This is a genomic window from Methanohalobium evestigatum Z-7303, assembly GCF_000196655.1.
GTDB classification, from domain to species: Archaea; Halobacteriota; Methanosarcinia; order Methanosarcinales; family Methanosarcinaceae; genus Methanohalobium; species Methanohalobium evestigatum.
In genome coordinates, this window is record NC_014253.1 from 1,939,701 (window position 1) to 1,959,205 (window position 19,505).

18 protein-coding genes are annotated in these 19,505 nt (G+C 36.4%); 9 read left to right on the forward strand and 9 right to left on the reverse strand.

Features of this window, described 5'->3' with window-relative positions:
- Positions 1-241 precede the first annotated feature (241 nt).
- Together METEV_RS09660 and METEV_RS09665 are read left to right on the forward strand one after the other, a co-directional pair.
- Complete coding sequence (locus tag METEV_RS09660; RefSeq protein ID WP_013195322.1) at positions 242-829, forward strand: IS607 family transposase; 588 nt, start codon at positions 242-244, stop codon at positions 827-829.
- Complete coding sequence (locus METEV_RS09665; protein ID WP_013195323.1) at positions 830-2,035, forward strand: RNA-guided endonuclease InsQ/TnpB family protein; 1,206 nt, start codon at positions 830-832, stop codon at positions 2,033-2,035.
- Between the two features lie 237 nt (positions 2,036-2,272).
- Here METEV_RS09665 and METEV_RS09670 read toward each other — a convergent pair whose 3' ends face one another.
- The 3 genes from METEV_RS09670 to cgi121 form a co-directional block, all read right to left on the reverse strand.
- Entirely contained in the window at positions 2,273-3,574 is a 1,302-nt protein-coding gene (locus METEV_RS09670; RefSeq protein ID WP_013195324.1) for a tRNA (N(6)-L-threonylcarbamoyladenosine(37)-C(2))-methylthiotransferase, read from the reverse strand.
- A 49-nt stretch (positions 3,575-3,623) separates the two neighbouring features.
- The gene (glpX, locus tag METEV_RS09675) at positions 3,624-4,715 is read right to left on the reverse strand and encodes a class II fructose-bisphosphatase (protein ID WP_013195325.1); all 1,092 of its coding nucleotides are present in this window, start codon (positions 4,713-4,715) and stop codon (positions 3,624-3,626) included.
- A 72-nt stretch (positions 4,716-4,787) separates the two neighbouring features.
- The gene (cgi121, locus tag METEV_RS09680) at positions 4,788-5,297 is read right to left on the reverse strand and encodes a KEOPS complex subunit Cgi121 (protein ID WP_013195326.1); all 510 of its coding nucleotides are present in this window, start codon (positions 5,295-5,297) and stop codon (positions 4,788-4,790) included.
- A 219-nt stretch (positions 5,298-5,516) separates the two neighbouring features.
- Between cgi121 and thrC the strand changes: the two genes are divergently transcribed.
- The 3 genes from thrC to METEV_RS09695 all read left to right on the forward strand — a co-directional run bounded on the left by thrC (position 5,517) and on the right by METEV_RS09695 (position 11,569).
- Positions 5,517-6,737 carry a threonine synthase gene (gene thrC / locus METEV_RS09685; protein ID WP_013195327.1) on the forward strand — a complete coding sequence of 407 codons (1,221 nt, stop codon included), beginning with the start codon at positions 5,517-5,519 and terminating at the stop codon, positions 6,735-6,737.
- Positions 6,738-6,763: 26 nt separating this feature from the next.
- The gene (leuS, locus tag METEV_RS09690) at positions 6,764-9,658 is read left to right on the forward strand and encodes a leucine--tRNA ligase (RefSeq protein ID WP_013195328.1); all 2,895 of its coding nucleotides are present in this window, start codon (positions 6,764-6,766) and stop codon (positions 9,656-9,658) included.
- Positions 9,659-9,784: 126 nt separating this feature from the next.
- Positions 9,785-11,569, forward strand: a complete 1,785-nt coding sequence (locus METEV_RS09695) for a Cache 3/Cache 2 fusion domain-containing protein (RefSeq protein ID WP_013195329.1) — start codon at positions 9,785-9,787, stop codon at positions 11,567-11,569.
- 1 nt (position 11,570) lies between these two features.
- Here METEV_RS09695 and METEV_RS09700 read toward each other — a convergent pair whose 3' ends face one another.
- Positions 11,571-12,347: a carbon-nitrogen family hydrolase gene (locus METEV_RS09700; protein WP_013195330.1), complete on the reverse strand. Its 777-nt coding sequence runs from the start codon at positions 12,345-12,347 to the stop codon at positions 11,571-11,573.
- Between the two features lie 32 nt (positions 12,348-12,379).
- Positions 12,380-12,988 carry a hypothetical protein gene (locus METEV_RS09705; protein WP_013195331.1) on the reverse strand — a complete coding sequence of 203 codons (609 nt, stop codon included), beginning with the start codon at positions 12,986-12,988 and terminating at the stop codon, positions 12,380-12,382.
- A 160-nt stretch (positions 12,989-13,148) separates the two neighbouring features.
- On the opposite strand from METEV_RS09705, the gene METEV_RS09710 reads away from it, so the two are divergent.
- The 4 genes from METEV_RS09710 to METEV_RS09725 all read left to right on the forward strand — a co-directional run bounded on the left by METEV_RS09710 (position 13,149) and on the right by METEV_RS09725 (position 15,666).
- On the forward strand, positions 13,149-13,640 hold the full coding sequence (locus METEV_RS09710; protein ID WP_013195332.1) for a pyruvoyl-dependent arginine decarboxylase: 492 nt from the start codon (positions 13,149-13,151) through the stop codon (positions 13,638-13,640).
- Positions 13,641-13,817: 177 nt separating this feature from the next.
- Positions 13,818-14,327 (forward strand): ArsR family transcriptional regulator, encoded by a 510-nt coding sequence (locus METEV_RS09715; RefSeq protein WP_013195333.1) that lies wholly within the window; start codon positions 13,818-13,820, stop codon positions 14,325-14,327.
- The gene (locus METEV_RS09720) at positions 14,324-15,112 is read left to right on the forward strand and encodes a DUF7839 domain-containing protein (protein WP_013195334.1); all 789 of its coding nucleotides are present in this window, start codon (positions 14,324-14,326) and stop codon (positions 15,110-15,112) included. The genes METEV_RS09715 and METEV_RS09720 overlap by 4 nt, the downstream gene beginning before the upstream one ends.
- Positions 15,113-15,129: 17 nt before the next feature.
- On the forward strand, positions 15,130-15,666 hold the full coding sequence (locus tag METEV_RS09725) for a YfcE family phosphodiesterase (RefSeq protein WP_013195335.1): 537 nt from the start codon (positions 15,130-15,132) through the stop codon (positions 15,664-15,666).
- Positions 15,667-15,671: 5 nt separating this feature from the next.
- On the opposite strand, the gene METEV_RS09730 is transcribed toward METEV_RS09725, so the two are convergent.
- The 4 genes from METEV_RS09730 to METEV_RS09745 form a co-directional block, all read right to left on the reverse strand.
- Positions 15,672-15,908, reverse strand: a complete 237-nt coding sequence (locus tag METEV_RS09730; protein ID WP_013195336.1) for a hypothetical protein — start codon at positions 15,906-15,908, stop codon at positions 15,672-15,674.
- A gap of 127 nt (positions 15,909-16,035) precedes the next feature.
- A complete protein-coding gene (locus METEV_RS09735) occupies positions 16,036-16,602 on the reverse strand; it encodes an RPA family protein (RefSeq protein ID WP_013195337.1) in 567 nt (188 codons plus the stop codon).
- Positions 16,603-17,538 (reverse strand): replication protein A, encoded by a 936-nt coding sequence (locus METEV_RS09740; RefSeq protein ID WP_013195338.1) that lies wholly within the window; start codon positions 17,536-17,538, stop codon positions 16,603-16,605. It abuts the gene before it with no gap.
- Between the two features lie 110 nt (positions 17,539-17,648).
- Positions 17,649-19,484 (reverse strand): cation:proton antiporter domain-containing protein, encoded by a 1,836-nt coding sequence (locus tag METEV_RS09745; protein WP_013195339.1) that lies wholly within the window; start codon positions 19,482-19,484, stop codon positions 17,649-17,651.
- Positions 19,485-19,505 lie beyond the last annotated feature (21 nt).

Consider the following 19,505-nt stretch of genomic DNA (forward strand, 5'->3'; position numbering starts at 1 on the left):
TTTAAAAAAGGTATTACTTTCACACCGATTGACTCTTGTTTAAATATTGGCTCTGTAGAAAACCTATTGAAATCGGCATCAAGAAGCAAGATTCAAAAACACATCTAAATATATTATTGATTATCATAGACATTTGGATCTAAAGCATTTCTACAAAGCCTAAATATTAATAAGTCATATAGTTATTTTTAACCGTAAAAATAATTAATTATAATAACATTTTTTACTGATAGGTGGTAAAATAAAAGCAGGTGATGTTTTAAAAACGTTGAGAATAACAAGACCAACATTGTATAGATATGTAGAAAATGGTTATATAAAAAGAACTTTACTCCCGAATGGACAATATGAATATGACGATGAATCTGTTTATGCTTTCTTAAATAAGGATGTGAAAAGAAAAACTGTGATATATGCCAGAGTTTCAACATCAAAACAGAAAAAAGACCTTGAAAACCAAGTGCAAATGCTTGAAACATGGGCGTTTAATTCGGGTTATCAAGTAAATCATATTTATTCGGATGTGTCTTCAGGGATTTCGTTTGAAAAGAGAAAAGATTTCTTTAAGATGTTGGATGAAATTACTAACTATAAAGTCGAAAACGTAATTATATCATATAAAGATAGACTAAGTAGAGTTGGGTTTGAATTGTTTTACCATTTGTTTTCCAAATACGGCACCAACATAATCGTTGTGTCGGATATCGGAAACAAAAAATTGGATGATGAAGAAGTGTTCAGTGAAATAACATCTCTACTACATTGTTATTCCATGAAGCTATACAGCAAAACAAGAGCAAAGTCAATAGAAATAAAGAAAGAAGAATGATTGTGGTATAATATAATTGTGTCAAGAACTGAAACTATTCGCTTAAACCACGAAAACAAACTTTCACGACTTTGCCACATATCCAAAAATCTCTACAATCAAGCAAATTACATAATTAGACAGAATTGGCTCAATGGTTATGGTTATACTAAATATGAAAAAGTAAATGAAGAACTGAAAGGAACTGAAAATTATTCAATTCTACCATCTCAAACAGCTCAACAGACTCTAAAAATGGTCGATAAAAATTGGAAATCATTTTTCAATTCGCTAAAAGACTACAAAATTAATCCTCATAAGTACGAAGGTAAACCAAAACCGCCAAACTATAAGAAAAAAGACGGAGAATTCCTTTTAATATTTACATCACAACAACTAACCAGAGGAATAAAAAACAATTATCTCAAGTTTCCCAAAAAACTGGGATTAAAAATCAAAACAAGATTAAATGAGGATACTCATATTCAACAAGTGCGTATAGTTCCTCTTGGTGTTGGTTATAAATGTGAAATAGTCTATAAACAAAAAATTGAACATATTAATTTAAATGAAAATAATATAGCATCAATTGATTTAGGGATTAACAACATCATAACCATGGTAAATAACATTGGTGAAAAGCCAATTGTTATTAAAGGTGGTGGGGTTAAGAGCATAAATCAATACTACAACAAAAAGAAATCTCAATGGAAATCGTTTTATGACAAAAGAGGTTTTGATGAAACAAAAAGATTGGAAAAAATATACCAAAAAAGAAACAACAAGATAAACGATTTTTTCCATAAAGTTAGTAAAAAGATAATCAACTATTGCATCGAAAACAACATCGGCACTCTGATAGTAGGTTACAATGAAGGATGGAAACAAGATTCTAACATTGGTAAGAAAAATAATCAAAATTTTGTGCAGATTCCATTCTTCAAGTTGAAGAAGCAAATAGAATATAAAGCTGAAGATGCTGGTATAAAAGTTGTGTTTCAGGAAGAATCTTATACGTCAAAGTGCTCGTTCCTCGATGATGAACCAGTTGAGAGAAGGACTTCTTATCTTGGTAAAAGAATTAAAAGAGGGCTTTTCCGATCATCTAACGGCACTATAATCAATGCCGATGTAAATGGTGCCTATAATATTATGAAAAAAGCAATCCCTGATTTAGATGGGATAGAGTGTAGCGTTACACCCGGTGAGTATATCTCACGAATGTAACTGATAATAAAATTAGTTATCTAATGTTACTAAGTTTATCAATTACAATGACGTAGGAAACTATATAAGAGATAATAATTAGGCTGATGAATCATTCATCCATCTCTCCCTCTACCAGCTTCTAATATATTAAAGGTTAAGCTAATGAAATAGGTAATGTTCCTGACTAAAAGTTAAGTAAAACTATAATATTTGTCAGGAGTAGCATTATAAAAAGGATATTTAGTTAACATATCATTAATCGGTTAATTTTCCCAAAAAGTATCCAGAAGTTGTATCAGTGATTTCCACATCACACCATTGACCCGGTGGCAGGTTACTCTCAGGAATCACAACCGGTTTGTAGGACTCTGTCCTTGCCATTACACCTTTGTATTTTGCATCTTTTGAAACAAAGACCTTACCATGCCATCCAACCATTTCTTTTTTAGATTCTAATTTAACAGTATCACATACATGATGCAGTTCATTGGAGCGTCTGACTACTATCCTTGAATCAATATTACGATATTCAAGTGCTTTTGTATGAGGTCGGGGTGTATAGCGGGATATATTCACTTTATCAGGTCTGTAATTTTTAACCCAGTCAATGCTTTTATAAAAATCATCTTCAGTTTCACCAGGAAACCCTACTATGATATCTGTCACCAGTGTCAAATCATTGAACCTGCTTCTAAATTTTGTTATAATCTCATCGACTTCTGACATAGTATAATTACGGTTCATATATCCAAGTACTTTTTCAGATGCTGATTGTATCGGAAGATGTAAAAATTTGTAGATTTTGTTATTTTCATACACCTTTAACAGGTCATCAAGTATAGGATAAACCGAAAAGGGATTCATCATTCCTACTCTGATTTTAAAATTACCTTCTATGGACGCTACTCTATCCAGCAATTGAGGTAAAAGAACACCATTTTGTCTGTCAATTCCATATTGAGCATTATCCTGTGATGTGATCCAGATTTCTCGGCATCCTTCAGAAACAGCTTTTCTAACATCTTCTACAATCGAATCAATATCAAAAGATTTCAACTTTCCTCTTGCTGTTCTTACCACACAGTAGGCACATCTGTTGTTGCATCCCTGAGATATCTGACATATATGTATATTTTGATTGAAACGGGTTCTTGGTGCATTTAAAATATCATCAGGTCTTGATGAAAAAATCTCCAGTCTTCGACCTGAGTTATTCTTATTTTTAGCATTTTCAATACTATCAAGTACCTCATTAATCCTTGTAATCGAGTTAACACCAAGAATATGGGCATCTTGGTTATTGTCCAGAATATCATCATGCTGTACTTCGGGCATACATCCGGAAACTACAACTTCTAAGCCTTTTCTTCCCAGTTCCCCGATTTTATGAAGAATTTTTTGTTCTGTTGTGTATTTTACTGTACAGGTATTGAAAACAACAACATCTGCACTCTTTTCATCAACCAGTTCATGACCTTGGCGTTTGATGGCATCCATCATTATTTCCGAAGCTGCCTGACTGGAAGGACAGCCGTAAGTAGCGACATGGACTTTCATGTTAACAGATGTGAAACATATCGGATGTCATATATCTTGTGGATGATTTTCAGTATAGTCGTAGAGGAGAATCTTCTTTATCATGGATATACATGGAATCTGTAAACCTTACAACTCCAGAACTGCCCATGGATATACTGTGAACCCTGGCATCACCGGTTCCAAAAAGGTTTACCTGTTTTAAAAAGTGTCCTGAAGTTATTCCAGTTGCTGCAAAGATTACATCCCTGCCGGGTACAATCATATCTGTATCAAGGACAGTATCCATATTGTCTTCAGTTATACCCATCTTATTCAATCTTGGCATTTTTTCCAGTTTCTCTTTTTCTATCTCTTCTCCGGATTTGCCCTTGGCTACAGTCGGAAGTAACAACCTGGTAAGTATTTTTCCACCAAGTATTTTAATCGCTGCTGCTGTAAGTACCGCTTCACCAGATCCGCCTGAACCCATAACAACATGCACACCCGAACCTCTAATAGCAGTTGCTACACCGGGTATCAGGTCACCATCGGTTACAAGATTCACACGTGCCCCTGCTTGTCGAATATCATTTATTATCTTGTAGTTGCGTTCCCTGTCCAAAATAACTACTACTATTTCATCGATATTTCTGTTAAGTGCTTTTGCAACAATATTTAGGTTATCCGCTACAGGTGCATCGAGGTCTATTTTCTCATCTGGATGCTCTCTTTCATATTTAACTACATCAGAACCCACAACAATTTTTTCCATATATACATCGGGACCATGGAACAATCCCCCTCTTTCAGACATAGCCATGACAGAGATTGCACCCGGCATTCCATCTGCTACAAGATTTGTCCCTTCGAGCGGGTCTACCGCAATATCCACTTCAAGGTCGCCTTTACCAGTACCTATTTCTTCACCGATATATAGCATCGGAGCTTCGTCTCTTTCCCCTTCTCCGATTTTTATAAGACCTTTCATATCCAGTGAGTTCAGCATCCTTCGCATTGATTCTACAGAAACATGGTCTGCATAATTTTTGTTTCCCAGACCTACTTCATGAGCTGCAGCAATTGCTGCGGATTCTGTTACATTAATTAACCTTGGAAGCAGGTTAGTTTCAATCGGACCTGCATTGTTCATCATTTCTTCGGCAGTTTTAGGATTGGTCATATCATCATCTCGGCTGTTTATCTAAAAATTATAATAGAAAATATATCCTGTTTATATAATACGGTTTGGGTTTTATTTTAAAACATCAACAAGAGCCACTCGTTCAAGAACAAGTTCAGGTATTTTATGTTCACCAACTGCATCTACTTCAGGCTGGGTGATTTCAAATTCTGATAAAATAAAATCTCTTTTGGATTCATCATAAGCAAGAACTGGATTTTCGGTAATTAACCCATTTAACTTTTCAGAGACATAACTAATGTTCTCAGGATTACCCAGAATAACAAAAGCTATATTATTTGTACCGTTATGAATTCCTATATTAAAAGCATCCTCTATCTGGCGTTTTCCAGAAGCATAACGCATTATTTCTATACCTGTATCCTTTGCTCTATTGTATCCGTTTTCAATCGCCCTCAAAGCCTTTTTCACTGAAAATTCTAAGTGCCGTTTTCCTGCCAATTTATCCGCATTAAGTGCCTGAACTGTAACATTATTCACTGATGCTATGTCATCCAATTTCTTTATAAAACCCTGCACATTATCAATGTAAACAGAACCGCTTAAAATTTTTACGTCCATAATAACCAGTTAAATATTGGAAGTGAATAAGGATAACGGTTGGAGTAATTCACCTAATACATTTGATAGAGGAAAATATATTTATTTGCTGGTATTATTTTTTATCTGATTGTAATATAACATCATATATTTAAATAAAAGATAGATTTTAAATCATATCAGCCTCTTTAAATCGATACAATAATCATTATTTTCATTGTTCTTTTCAGGAGATTTTCAATGTATCATCTAGAATGTATTGAATGCGGAAAAAGGTACACCGAATCAGATGTAGTATACACCTGCGGTGAATGTAACGGGTTGCTTGATGTCATTTATGATTATTCCACCATTGAGCTGGACATGAACAAACTCAAAAAACAATGTCCATCAGTATGGAAATACCGGGAAATACTTCCTATAGATGAAACACAGGAACCAATATCCATTGAAGAAGGAGGTACCCCTCTTTATAGATGTGACCGTCTTGCTGATAAAATCGGTATAAAAGGTCTTTATGTAAAACATGAGGGACTGAACCCTACAGGTTCATTTAAAGACAGAGGTATGACCGTTGGTGTATCAAAAGCCATTGAACTTGGTATGAAAACTGTTGCATGTGCATCGACAGGTAACACTTCTGCATCACTCGGCATCTATGGTGCAAGAGCTGGAATTCCTGCGGTTGTGCTGTTACCAGAAGGCAAAGTTGCTCTTGGTAAAGTTGCTCAGGCTTTGATGCATGGTGCCAAAGTTTTGAGTGTAAGAGGCAATTTTGATGAGGCTCTGGTACTGGTACGCCAGTTATGTGACGATGAAAAATTCTATCTGTTAAACTCTGTCAACCCCTACAGGCTCGAGGGGCAAAAAACAATCGGCTTTGAAATTATCGACCAGCTGGGTTTTAATGTTCCTGAAAGAGTAGTACTGCCAGTTGGAAACGCTGGAAATATCACAGCTATTTATAAGGGTTTTAAAGAATTCATGAACATAGGTATAACTGATAAAGTCCCCCGGATGACCGGTATCCAGTCCGAAGGTGCCGCTCCGATTGTAGATGCCTATAGAAATGGAAGGGATGATATCACACCAGAAAAGAACCCTGATACGATTGCAACCGCGATACGTATCGGAAACCCTGTAAATGCAAAGAAGGCATTGAAGGCTATATACGAATCCAATGGAATGGCGGATACTGTCACCGATGATGAGATTGTACAGGCTCAAAGAGACCTCGCCCAACTTGAGGGCATAGGCGTTGAACCAGCAAGTGCATCATCTGTAGCAGGACTTAAAAAACTGGTTAATGATGGGATAATTGGAAAAGACGAAACTGTGGTATGTGTTACAACAGGTCATCTACTCAAAGACCCCCAGGAAGTAGTTGATGTATGTCCAAAACCAGTGGTTGTGGATGCTACGATGGAATCGATTAGAAATGCGGTGTTTTCGGATAAATAAAGTTTAATCAAAGGATGGTTTTTACAATGCTTCAGGATTATAAACCACATGAAATAGAAACAAAATGGCAGAAACGCTGGGATGAAGAAAAAATATTTGAAGCCGATCCTGACAACAGAGAAAAGTTTTTAATCACTGTCCCCTATCCCTATTTAAACGGTAACCTTCACGCCGGTCATACAAGAACATTTACCATAGGTGATGCAGTAGCAAGACACAAACGGATGAAAGGTTACAATGTACTGTATCCTATGGGGTTCCACGTCACAGGAACACCTCTTGTTGGACTTTCCGAACTTATTAAAAAGCAAGAATCCAAAACCATGGAAGTATATTCCAAATACCATGGTATCCCCCGCAACATTCTGGAGAATCTGGACACCCCAGACAAAATTGTAGATTATTTTACAGTTGAAGCTGAAAAATCGATGAAATCCATCGGGTATTCCATTGACTGGAGACGTAAATTTACAACTACAGAAGAAGCCTATAAACAATTTATTGAATGGCAGTTCAACCTCCTGTACAAAAAAGGTTACATTGTAAAGGGCTCACATCCTGTTAAATGGTGTCCCAGCGACGATAATCCTGTTGAAGATCACGACATCCTTCATGGTGAAGAAGCAAACATTGTGGATTACACCCTTATTAAATTCAAATACGATGATGTTACAATACCATGTGCCACCCTTAGACCTGAAACTGTTTTTGGAGTTACAAACCTCTGGGTCAATCCAGAAATTGAATATGTAAAGGTGAAAGTCAAAAAGGATGGAGAAGACAAATCTGAATATTGGATTGTGAGCAAAAGGACTTATACAAAACTTCAATACACAGATAAAAATGTTGAATACATAGAAGATGTCCCTGCCAGTTCCCTAATTGGTATTAAGGTAGAAAATCCAGTTACAGGAGATGACGTCATCAGTCTGCCTGCTTCTTTTGTTACCGATGAATACGGTAGCGGAATTGTCATGAGTGTGCCTGCTCACGCACCCTATGATTATCTGGCACTCAAGGATATGTATGATAAAGATTTGAGTGGATATGGCATCAATAAAAATCCAAGAGATATTCAATTTATATCATTAATAGATGTCCCAGAATATGGAGAATTCCCTGCTGTAGAAGCTGTTGAAGAGTATGGTGTTGTAGACCAGAACGATTCACGTGCAGAGGATGCTACCAAAGCCGTTTATCGTAAAGAGTTCCACAACGGTGTCCTGAAAGAAAACACCGGTAAATACGCAAATATAGAGGTATCAAAAATAAAAGATATACTCACCCAAGACCTTATTGAACAGACCATAGGAGAGATTTTCTATGAATTCAGTGAGCCTGTGGTCTGTCGTTGCGGAACTCCCTGTGTAGTAAAAATGGTTCGAGGTCAATGGTTTTTGAATTATTCTGACCCTGAATGGAAGAAGAATGTTTACCGATGTATTGACCAGATGGATATCATACCGCCTGAATACAGAAATGAGTTTAAAAATAAAGTGGACTGGATCAAGGACAAAGCATGTGCCAGGAAAAAAGGACTTGGAACCCGTTTACCTTTTGACAGACAGTGGCTTATCGAATCCTTGGCTGACTCTACCATATACATGGCATATTATATAGTCAGAAAATTTGTGCAGGAAAATTTTACACCTGAACAAATGGTTCCTGAAATGTTTGATTTTGTACTGCTTGGCAAAGGAAATTTGGAAGATGTTGCAGAAAAAAGCGGTATTGATAAGGATATATTGGAACAAATGCGGTATGAATTTGAATACTGGTATCCTGTCGATTTGAGGTCATCAGGTAAAGACCTTGTTCCTAATCATCTGCTCTTTTTCCTTTTCCACCATGTAGCTATATTTGATGAGGACAAATGGCCTCAGGCAATCGCTGTTAACGGATTTGTTTCCCTTGAAGGGGAAAAAATGAGCAAGTCGAAAGGTCCATTATTGACACTCAATGATGCTGTGGATAACTATGGAGCGGACATATCAAGGGTCTATATACTATCAAATGCTGAGCAAACACAGGATGCTGACTGGAGATCCAGCGGTATTGAAGCTACAAGGAAACAGATAGAAAGATTCCACAACTTTGCAAGAGAGATATTGAATTCTGGCGTATCCCAGAACAAAGAAAGTGAACTGCATCAAATAGACAGATGGATACTTAGCAGACTCCAGCATTATATAATGGATACAAATGATGCACTGGATGCAATAAAAACACGTAACGCTTTACAGAATTCATTTTTCTTCCTGTCCAATGATATAAAATGGTATCAGAGAAGAGGTGGAGAAAAACTGCTTTATGATATACTTGATACGTGGGTACGCTTGATGTCTCCGTTTGCCCCACATATATGTGAGGAAATCTGGGAATCAATGGGTAATAAAGAACCCGAATTTGTATCCCTTGCTCCATACCCAGAACATGACCCAGAACTTATCGATAACACTGCAGAACTGGGTGAAGAATTAATCAGTAACACATTATCTGATATTGAAGAGATAATAAAGGTTACAAAAATCAACCCCAAAAAAATTGTTATCTACACATCACCTAAATGGAAAAATGAATCCTATAAAATGGCTCTTAAAATGCACAATGAAGGCAACCTTAACATCGGGAATTTGATGAAGGATTTGATGAAGGATCCTGTAATAAAATCCTACGGTAAAGAAGTACAAAAATTTGTGCAAAAAATCGCTCCAAATATTACCAGTATGGACAGGAAAAAATTCGACAAAATCTATAATTCAGATTTGGATGAAGAATCTGTATTAAAAGAAAATCTGAGATTTTTTGAAAAAGAAACCGGATGTACAGTAGAAATTGATAACGCTGATAATCCCCAATATGACCCAGATAATAAATCCAGATATGCAGCTCCTTTAAAACCTGCTATATATATAGAATAAATAGAGGGACGACCATTAATTGTCCCCTAATACTTTTTTGACCTGACCAAAAGAATAAATTTAAAAGTAAAGGATGGTAAATATCCAGTTACCAAATCTGTTGTTTTATTTAAAGGAGCAAAATGAATGAAACTTCGGGATATAAGATTAAACCGTAAGTTTATAGCGTTTGCATTAATCTTATCTATTCTACCAGTATCACTGCTGGGTCTTTATGCCTATGACCAGACCCAGAATTACATTGACAGCGAATTAAAGGAAAAACTACAAGACCAAGTCAAACTGGAAAAGGATTATATTAATGCCACATTCTCCACTGCAAGAGAAAAAGTTAGCAATAATCTGAATACATCAAGTGATGAACTGTATTCCAGAGGTATTCCTGATATTGTTGATAACAAAATGGTCATTAACGGATATGTTGTCAATAACAATTCAGATATTGTTGCCGACATAACAAACCAAACAGGTGGAAGAGTTGCAATATTTAAGGTTAAAAACAACAGAGCAGTAGAAATATCTGAAAGCATTGAACAAAATGACAATATAAATTATACAGAAACTGAAAACTTTGCTTCTGATAAAGTATACAGGGAAGTAGTAATAAAAAACAATACCTATATTGACCGTTCAAAAATACAGGGTCAATGGTATCTCAACGCCTATCGACCTATAAAAGATTCTTCTGATAAAACCATCGGAATACTCTGTGCAGGTATACCAGAAAAGCCTTTTATCAATAAAATAAAATCCCAAATGAAAAACATTGTCATCGGAGAAACCGGTTATTTTTATGTAATTAATTCTGATGGGAAAGTGATAATTCACCCAAATCTTGAGGGAGAAAATGTTCTCAATTACGATTTTGCAAAAGAAATGATAGCAAAAAAGGAAGGTAACATCAAGTATATATGGAAAGGTCGGGACAAACTGGTTGGCTATACCTATTATGAACAGAGAGATTGGGTAATTGCATCAGGTGCTTTTGTTGAGGAATTTTATGCACCACTGCATTCTATACGGGACAGCCTTACCATTGTCGTGGTTGCTTTTGCATTAATGGGTTCGGTCTTTGGTATATGGTTCTCAAGGACTATTACAAAACCTGTGGATGAAATGCTTGAAGCAGCCAATAAAGTTTCAGAAGGTGATTTTGATGTAGATATTAAAGATACATCAAAAGACGAAATCGGCCAACTGTCAAAAGCATTGAATTCAATGATAGCAAACCTCAGGGATTCGAATAATCTGAAAGATCTTTTTACAGATATATTACGACACGACCTTTTAAATCCTGTAACCGTTATTAAAGGATATTCTGATGTACTGCTTAAAATGGAAGATGATGAGAAGAAAATAAAGACTCTTGAAACTATAAAACGTAATACAAACAAACTCATCAATATGATAGAAAATGCATCCAAACTTACAAAATTGAATACAGTAGAAGAACTTGATTTTAAACAGCTGGATATCAAATCCATATTCGAGGAAGTGATTAATAATTACCAGCCTACATTAGACGAAAAACAGATGGATGTGGATTTTAGAGCAGAAGGAGAATATCCTGCCAGAGCAGATTCCTTTATTGAGGATGTATTTTCCAATCTGTTATCGAATGCTATAAAATACAGCCCTGAAAAGAGTAAAATAATAATCGAAATTCATGATGCAGGAAAATTCTGGGAAGTAACTGTTACAGACTTTGGAGAAGGCATTGCAGACAAAAACAAACAACTGATATTTGAAAGGTTCAAACGTGCTGAAAAAGGTGGAGTGAAAGGGTCAGGACTTGGACTTGCCATTGTAAAAAGGATTATAGAACTCCATGGTGGAGAATTAGGTGTAAGAGACAATCCACAGGGGAAAGGTAGTGTTTTCTGGGTCACGGTTGAAAAATATCAGGAATAAATCACCAGTAAAGGTTAGTACGTCTGTCACTTAAAACATTCATTTTTTCACGGATTTTACTGGTTTCATCAAGGTCAATATTGTAGAAGATTATACCTTCACTATTTCCTGCATCTGCTTTAACATTGCCCCATGCATCAATTATCATAGAACCACCTGAATAGGTAGAACATAGGTCGCTTCCGGTGCGGTTGCACGCAATATGTGGTATCTGATTTTCGATTGAACGTGCTTTAACAAGCGTATACCAGTGATTTATTCTGGGATCTGGGAATTCTGCTATAGTTACAATAACATCTGAACCCGATAATGTTAATTTCCTTGCGATTTCAGGGAAACGGAGTTCATAACATATTACAAGCCCGACTGTCAAATTTTGAAGCTTGACAGGAGCGATTGAATCACCTTTAGAAAAATAAGATTTCTCACGTCCGAAAGGGTGGGTTTTCCTATAGAATCCAGCAAATTCACCTGATTCAATACAGAATCCAAGATTATAATAGGAATGTTCCTTTTTTTCAATGATCGAACCAATAATTGTACAATCATACGTTTTTGATACAACTGCAAGTTTTTCCAGTGTTGGATAGGGATAGGTTTCTGCTGACGATTTCATATTTTCATAACAAAACCCTGTTGAAAATACTTCAGGCAAAACGATAATCTGCGCACCATCCATTGCAGCCTTTTCAGACATTGATACCGCTTTATCAATATTGTACTGTTTATTACAATGAGATATATCCATCTGGATACATGCAACATTTAAACCTGTCATTGATATTGACCCCTATGTTAAAATGGATTACATTAAAAAGATAACTTGGTTTGCTTTGTTTTTGGAACAAGACCCTTGACATCCACAAATTCTTTCATGAGTTCAATAAGTATTTCATTTGACATTTGGATGATGTATTCATCATCACTTTTTATTTCATATGCCCTGTCTCCTGATGGTATGTTAATTCTTGTAATGTCAGACCGATATTTTTTGAGGTTTGTATCTGTTGATTCCTGAACAATGTTGGCAAAATCATCCATTTGGTTTTGTATCTGTTTTTCACTAAAACCAATTAACTTAAGTTCCTGCCTGAAAACCGGTCTTTCAAACAAATTGAATGCGATATATATTCCAACCGGAACACGATAATCAGAATCCAGTTGTTTTAGATGGTCACAAAGCAATGAATAAACGTCTTCAGAAGTCTCATCTGAATCATCCATCAACCTGTAAATTTTAGATGGAGGAACTTCAATTTCTACAAGTTTATCCATATCCTTGAGTGCACGTAAATATCCGGTCAGAAATAAACGGTGTTCATCATATCCTTCATTCTTTAATTCCCGGGTTATGCCGCTGATTGATAACTGTCTGCCATCCAGAATTTCACTAATTTTTTTATAGAGGTCTTTGGGCATATTATCTCTGCTAACTTAGATAATATATCAGCATAAAATTATCGGTTTTGTTTTTAAGGTATATAAAGAACAAATATTTATTAATAAAAGGGGCAATTTTTAAAAACTATTAACAACATCAGTATTCCCTCTATAAATTAAGAACATCTTGTAAACAAATATGAACCTAGTACCAAAAAAAATGTTTTTTACCAGTGGTATCGGCAGACATTCAGAACATCTGGAGTCTTTCGAAGCAGCCCTTCGTAATGCAGGTATTGAAAAATTTAATCTGGTTACAGTAAGCTCTATTCTGCCTCCAAATTGTAAAATCGTATCAAAAGAAGAGGGATTGTCAGAACTGTATCCAGGTGAAATTGTATTCTGTGTCCTCTCAAGAATTTCATCGGATGGACCCGAAGACCAGATAACTGCCTCAATAGGGTGTGCAGTTCCCAGCGACCAGAATACAATCGGGTATATCTCTGAATACCACGGAGCAGGACAGACAAAAACTTCAGCAGGTAATTACGCGGAAAAACTTGCCAGAGAGATGTATCAATCATGGACTGAAAAAGACCCATTAAAAACCACGCATATTGCAATAACTGCTGAAGCAGATGATAAACTAAAATGGACTACTGCTGTTGCGGCAGCAATTTTTATAATTTAAGAACTGTAAATATCAGTAACATCCGGTAACAAACAAGGTGTTGCTGGTTGGTTATAAACCGGCAAACACCATCTTTTAAAAATCAAATAAATTTTAATTCACAACACATTTATTAAGTTTAAATTTTATACATTCTATACAGGTTCATACCAAGTTAGATTGGAGGTCGTAGTAACAATGGGCAAGAGAACTCGAATTATAAATGATCCATCCGAACTGGTTCCGCTCTTAAAAACATTCGGATCCCAAAAACATAAACAGGTATATGATGCCCTGTCCAATATGTGGATGTCAGAAAAACAACTGGAAGAATATATAGGCGATGACGTGACAAGCAGCATCAACATCCTTAAAAAAGGTGGGCTTATTGAAAGCCAATGGCAAATGCCTGAACCCGGTAAAAAACCTGAAAAGGAATACCATTCTGCTTATTCCAAAGTACAGTCCAATTTCCAATGCTCATTAGATGATTTAAGTGATATTATAACTCTGGCATTACAACCCTATGAAGAGATTAAAGATACTTTAGAAGAACTGGAAGAAATGGTCAAACAGGGTAACAATTCACTGAACAATTTGGCACGGTCTCTTAATAAAAGTCCTTTATATTTGCGTTCCCTTGCCAGAAGGTCGGATAAATTATCGGTCATGGGTCAAAGACTCAGAGTTAAAGAGGATACCAAATGATAGACCTCCTGCAGAGTAAAAGCGGGATTACAAAGTTTTTGATTTTGATTGAAGTAGCTGCTCACCAGCCTAATGTTAGACAAAAAGAAATTGCCAGGAAAATCGGAGTGACCCCACAGGCAGTTTCTGAATACATGAAAGAACTGGTCGAAGATGGTTTCATATATTCTGAAGGCAGGGTTCAATACCGGATTACAAAATACGGTGTAGAATGGGTGCTGGAAAATGCAGCAGATATGAAGCGTTATGCTCGTTTTGTAATGAGCGATATTATCAGCCATGTATCAACATGGACTGCTATTGCAGAAGAAGACCTTGACAAGGACGAAAAAGTATACCTTGAAATGCGTGATGGATTGCTCTATGTAAGCAACAACAAAGTCACAAACTCAACTGGTATTACCATCGATGAGGCAAAAAAAGGAGAGGATGTCGGTGTCACCGACCTAAGGGGATTAATCGACCTTGAAGTCGCAAAAATCACTGTATGCAAGATACCAAAGGTTGAACGCGGTGGGTCAAAAAGGGTTGATCTTGAACGGTTACAAACACTTTCCAAATCTAAATCATATATTGCCGCTATAGGAACGGAATCTTTGATAGCACTCAAAAAAATCGGACAGAATCCTGATGTGATGTTTGGTGCTAAAGAATCAATCGTTGAAGCGGCATTCCATGGGTTATCTTCACTGGTGCTGGTAATTGACGAAGAAATTACTACGATTTTAAGCCGGCTGGAATCAGAAAACATGGAATATGAATTGATAGACCTTACCAGACAATAAAACAAAGAGGAGTTTTTATGAAAATCTTTGCAATTTCTGATACGCATATGAAACAGGCACAAATTCCACAAAATCTTACCGGTATTATTGATGATTATGATATTATCATCCATGCCGGTGATTTTACTTCAAAAGGTTGCTATGATGAGTTTGAATCCACCGGAAAACTAAAAGCTGTTTATGGTAATGCTGATGACCCTGAACTTAAAGAGATTCTTCCTGAAAGAACCAAATTTGAAATCGATGGTGTTAGAGTTGGGATAATCCACCAAGGAGCTTTATCTGTTACTGATACTCTTGCCTACCGATATCTTGCTCTGGAAATGGAAGTAGATGTGCTGGTATTTGGACATCTGCACAGACCAATTGTGGAAAAGGAAGACGTTATGCTGGTGTGTCCTGGTTCTCCGACAAAACCCAGAATGTCCCCACCTACTGGAGTAGAAATTACAATTGAGAATGGTTCTGTTACTGGGAATATAATTGAACTTGAGGGCGGTTCATGCGATTCTCTTGAATTAACCCGCAAGTTTATGGAAGAGGACGAATCATAAATTAATCAATGGTAACCTTCAGATGTTTCAAGTTTGAATATTACACCCATGTCCTGAAGGCTGAGATGCACTTTATCCCCAAACTCCAATATTTCATATACGTCTACATTATCTCCCCAATCGTATACATAATCATAGGGTCCCTGTATAGGCTGAAATCCCAGTGACATGAGCCTATTTTTTATTTCTGACGGTGTAGCTCCACCATCACTGTTATACCATATCATAAGATAGGTTTTCATTTTTTATCACCGATAAATAAGTATAACTTTTTTGTTTATCACAGTTTTGGTTATTAAATAATTAAAAAAGTTGAACTGCACCTATCAAGTGTTATTATTACACTGGATAGATGCATATTTATAAAAATTATTCTGTTTCTTTGAGTGATTGCAGTGCCTGCTGCACCATTTCATAATAATGTTTCTTATCTGTATTGTAGTGTTCAACCGCTTTTTTGATATTAGGTTCATCCTTATCCAGAGAGTTGATACGGTTAAGAGTGTGTTTTGCAGCTTCCAGAACCCACATATCCCGAGTATCTCCATCTACCACACTTATTGATTCGGGTCGAACCGAGGTTATTACATCTCCTTCATCTGTAGTGTAGGTATTGGGTTTTCCCACTATTGCCACAAACGCGGGTTTTTCACATTCTGAAAGAACCTGAGCAGCTTCAGGCTGGTACTGACCAGCGTAAATCAAAAATGAGCCGGTAGGGTCTGATACACGTCCGCGGAGAAACTCGGCTTCGGTGCCTATATCTTCCGTTTCTGTAAGAGTTCCCACTATAAAAAGACGGTTTACCTTTGCACCTGTAGGTGTAAGAAGATACTGGGGAGAATACTGGTCTTCACCATCTTTAAACATCAGATTGGATTCTTTAAATTCCTGAGCAAATACCCGTTTTGCTACTTCTCTAACAAATGCTGCCATTTATACCACCTCAGCCGAGGCAATCAATTCATCAAGTTCGTTTTCATCGAATCTGGACTGCTGTTCTATTGTTTCCACCAAAATATATCTATCAAGTTTAGGACCTGTAACCGTGTAATATTTACCCATAAGTTTTTCTTTCAAATAGTCAAGAACTACATTTGGGTCAAGTGCTTCTGATGCCATAGATTTGGCACTCTCAAGGGTTATTTCGCCTATATATTCTGTCAATTCACGGTTTAAAAGTGCTTCATGCACGGATTCTCCATCATCCAGAACAGCTTTAATCCTTAAATCATATACACCCTCTACTTTTCCATGTTCGGGGCATGCCCCTTTTGATAACGGACGGTTGCATTCAGGGCAGCGTTTTATAAGCCCGGAACCAGATTGTATATCTACCATCGCTCCACTGGCTGTAACTGATGATGTTCCTATCTCAATATCTTCATCTATTTTTTCTATGGAACTTGTTCTGTTAAGATTAATCTGGAATTTTTCGTTCCATTCATCAATTACTACATTTCTGAGATGATAGGTCTTGTTTTCCTCAACATCAGGAAGATTTGCATTAGCCCATTTTACAAATTTTATTGTACCGGTTGAATCTCCAACTATACCTACCTGAGATATTGATTCATGGGTATTATCCCAAAGCTGGAGGACTTTAACTTTAACATTGACCCATTTACCATCTTCTAAAAGGTCTTTAACATTTACAAGAGGCGTTTCTGTCTGACTGCCATAGAATTCTCCTCTTGATATGTTGTATTCTTTCAAAAAATAGTTTGTAACACTTCTTCGTGCTTCGTTCATGGGTACTTTAAATTTGGAGGTTAATTTTTCAAGTCTTTCTTCGATATCTTCCTGTGGTATATCTACACCAAAATCAGAGAATCTATCTTTGATTTCTTTTGCGGCTTCTTTTTCATCCATTATAAGACACCTAAATACCTCTTGTTTGTTTTAAATTGAGAGGTATAACAAGATATGTTTTATTTTTATATAAAAGTAATTAGCAGAGTTAAAAAATTAAATCTGTCATATTATTTTTCGAGCATATCTGCAACCACTTTAGCAGAATCACCTTCACCTATAACAGTTACAATATCGTTGTATTCAAGAACCAGATCTCCATGAGCTATAATTGATTCATCATCTCTTCTAACCATAAGCATTAGACTTTCTCTTGGGAGCGCCAGGTCTTTTACTGCCTTTCCAACTACATTTGGATTAGTAACGGCGATTTCCAGTATCTCACCTTCACCACCTACTTCACACATGGAAAACATATGAGGTCTACCTATCATATCATCAAGAACTATAGCTGTTGTCTTTGCAGGGCTCATTGAACGGATATCAAGGTCCCAGAAAGCATGCAGGTTTTCTACATCATTAACCCTTGCTACAACTTGGTCTTTATTAAACCCAAATTTACTTTTTGCTACCTGACACACAAGGAGATTGGTATTGTCTTTATCTGTGGTGGCAACCACATATTTTGCATTCTCTATTCCTGCATCTTTTAATATATTCATGTCTTCTACATCACCATGAACTGCTCTAATTCCCGAGTTCATTAATTCATGACATTTTTCCTTTGATGAATCAACAACTACTACATTTTCTCCTCGTTTTTCAAGCCTTTTTGCCAGCAATTGACCTACATTTCCTCCTCCTACAATCAAAATTTCCATTGGTATCACCCCTAATTTATTCGCAAGCGGTTTTGACAACGTACCTGTCATAAAGACGGTAATAATTACTGTTAAAAATACCAGTCCTACAAGAGTTTGACCTCCTTCAATATTTAAAGCATCCAGTCTTATTGCAAAATAGGTTGCTATTGATGCCGGAACAACACCCTTGGGACCTATTAAAGATATGAATAGTTTATCGTTTCTTCCAAGTTGTGAGCCTATTGTAGTAGAAAATACTGATAGAGGGCGGATTAGGAACATGAGTAACAGTACTATTATAATTCCTGTAAATCCTATCTGGATGATGTTATCAAATTTTAAGAGTGCAGCAAGTAATATAAAAATTAGAGAGAGCATCATCACCACAAGGTCTGATTTGAATTCCTTTAATACCATCTTATAACGTACATTGGAAGTACCCATTATAATACCAAAGAGCGCTACTGCAAGAACCCCTGATTCACTACCTATCATTTCAGATATTACATAGGTACCAATAACCAATGTTAACGTCAACAACCTTGCCGTCTGTGGTGATATGAAAGGTCCTTTGGATAAAAATTTACTGAGTGCAAAACCGCTTAAAACACCCATTGATGCTCCTGCAATGAACCGATAAAATATTCCTGCTATAGCTTCTATACCTGATAGCTGGAAAACAATGAATTCAAAAATAACGGCGGCAAGAATTACACTGGCTGCATCATTAAATACACCTTCAAGTTCAAGGACTTTACTTGTTTTATGGTTAACTTTGACATTTTTTACAAGCGGTGTTATTACAGTAGGACCTGTTGCACCCATCAATGCACCATAAAGAGCCGCCATTTCAAGCTGAATCCCTAACAGTAAATGCGTTAAAATGGTTGTTAAAATAAATGTAATTAACAATCCAATTGTTGACAATTTCAGGGTACTTTTGTGTATAGTTCTTAAATATTTTAGGTCTAAATTAAGACCACCGTCAAACACAATAATAGCAACAGAAAGTGAAACCAGTACAGTCAGACCATCTCCCAGTATGTTAGGGTCAAAGATGTTGAGAACTTCTGGACCTATAATTATGCCTTCTGCAAGTAAAAATAGGATGGGAGGTACTTTAAAGATTTTACCTAATTGCTGTGCCAGAAGTGCAAGTATAAGTACAATTACTGCCAATTGTAGAAAATATACCGATTCCAATCTGATTCCCACTTATAAAAT

Coding starts and splice junctions, on each gene's coding strand:
- METEV_RS09695 (WP_013195329.1), top strand. CDS start 9,785: ATGAAACTTCGGGATATAAGATTAAACCGTAAGTTTATAGCGTTTGCA.
- glpX (WP_013195325.1), bottom strand. CDS start 4,715: ATGACCAATCCTAAAACTGCCGAAGAAATGATGAACAATGCAGGTCCG.
- METEV_RS09735 (WP_013195337.1), bottom strand. CDS start 16,602: ATGGCAGCATTTGTTAGAGAAGTAGCAAAACGGGTATTTGCTCAGGAA.
- METEV_RS09740 (WP_013195338.1), bottom strand. CDS start 17,538: ATGGATGAAAAAGAAGCCGCAAAAGAAATCAAAGATAGATTCTCTGAT.
- METEV_RS09720 (WP_013195334.1), top strand. CDS start 14,324: ATGATAGACCTCCTGCAGAGTAAAAGCGGGATTACAAAGTTTTTGATT.
- METEV_RS09715 (WP_013195333.1), top strand. CDS start 13,818: ATGGGCAAGAGAACTCGAATTATAAATGATCCATCCGAACTGGTTCCG.
- cgi121 (WP_013195326.1), bottom strand. CDS start 5,297: ATGGACGTAAAAATTTTAAGCGGTTCTGTTTACATTGATAATGTGCAG.
- METEV_RS09705 (WP_013195331.1), bottom strand. CDS start 12,988: ATGCCCAAAGACCTCTATAAAAAAATTAGTGAAATTCTGGATGGCAGA.
- METEV_RS09700 (WP_013195330.1), bottom strand. CDS start 12,347: ATGACAGGTTTAAATGTTGCATGTATCCAGATGGATATATCTCATTGT.
- METEV_RS09710 (WP_013195332.1), top strand. CDS start 13,149: ATGAACCTAGTACCAAAAAAAATGTTTTTTACCAGTGGTATCGGCAGA.
- METEV_RS09730 (WP_013195336.1), bottom strand. CDS start 15,908: ATGAAAACCTATCTTATGATATGGTATAACAGTGATGGTGGAGCTACA.
- leuS (WP_013195328.1), top strand. CDS start 6,764: ATGCTTCAGGATTATAAACCACATGAAATAGAAACAAAATGGCAGAAA.
- thrC (WP_013195327.1), top strand. CDS start 5,517: ATGTATCATCTAGAATGTATTGAATGCGGAAAAAGGTACACCGAATCA.
- METEV_RS09670 (WP_013195324.1), bottom strand. CDS start 3,574: ATGAAAGTCCATGTCGCTACTTACGGCTGTCCTTCCAGTCAGGCAGCT.
- METEV_RS09725 (WP_013195335.1), top strand. CDS start 15,130: ATGAAAATCTTTGCAATTTCTGATACGCATATGAAACAGGCACAAATT.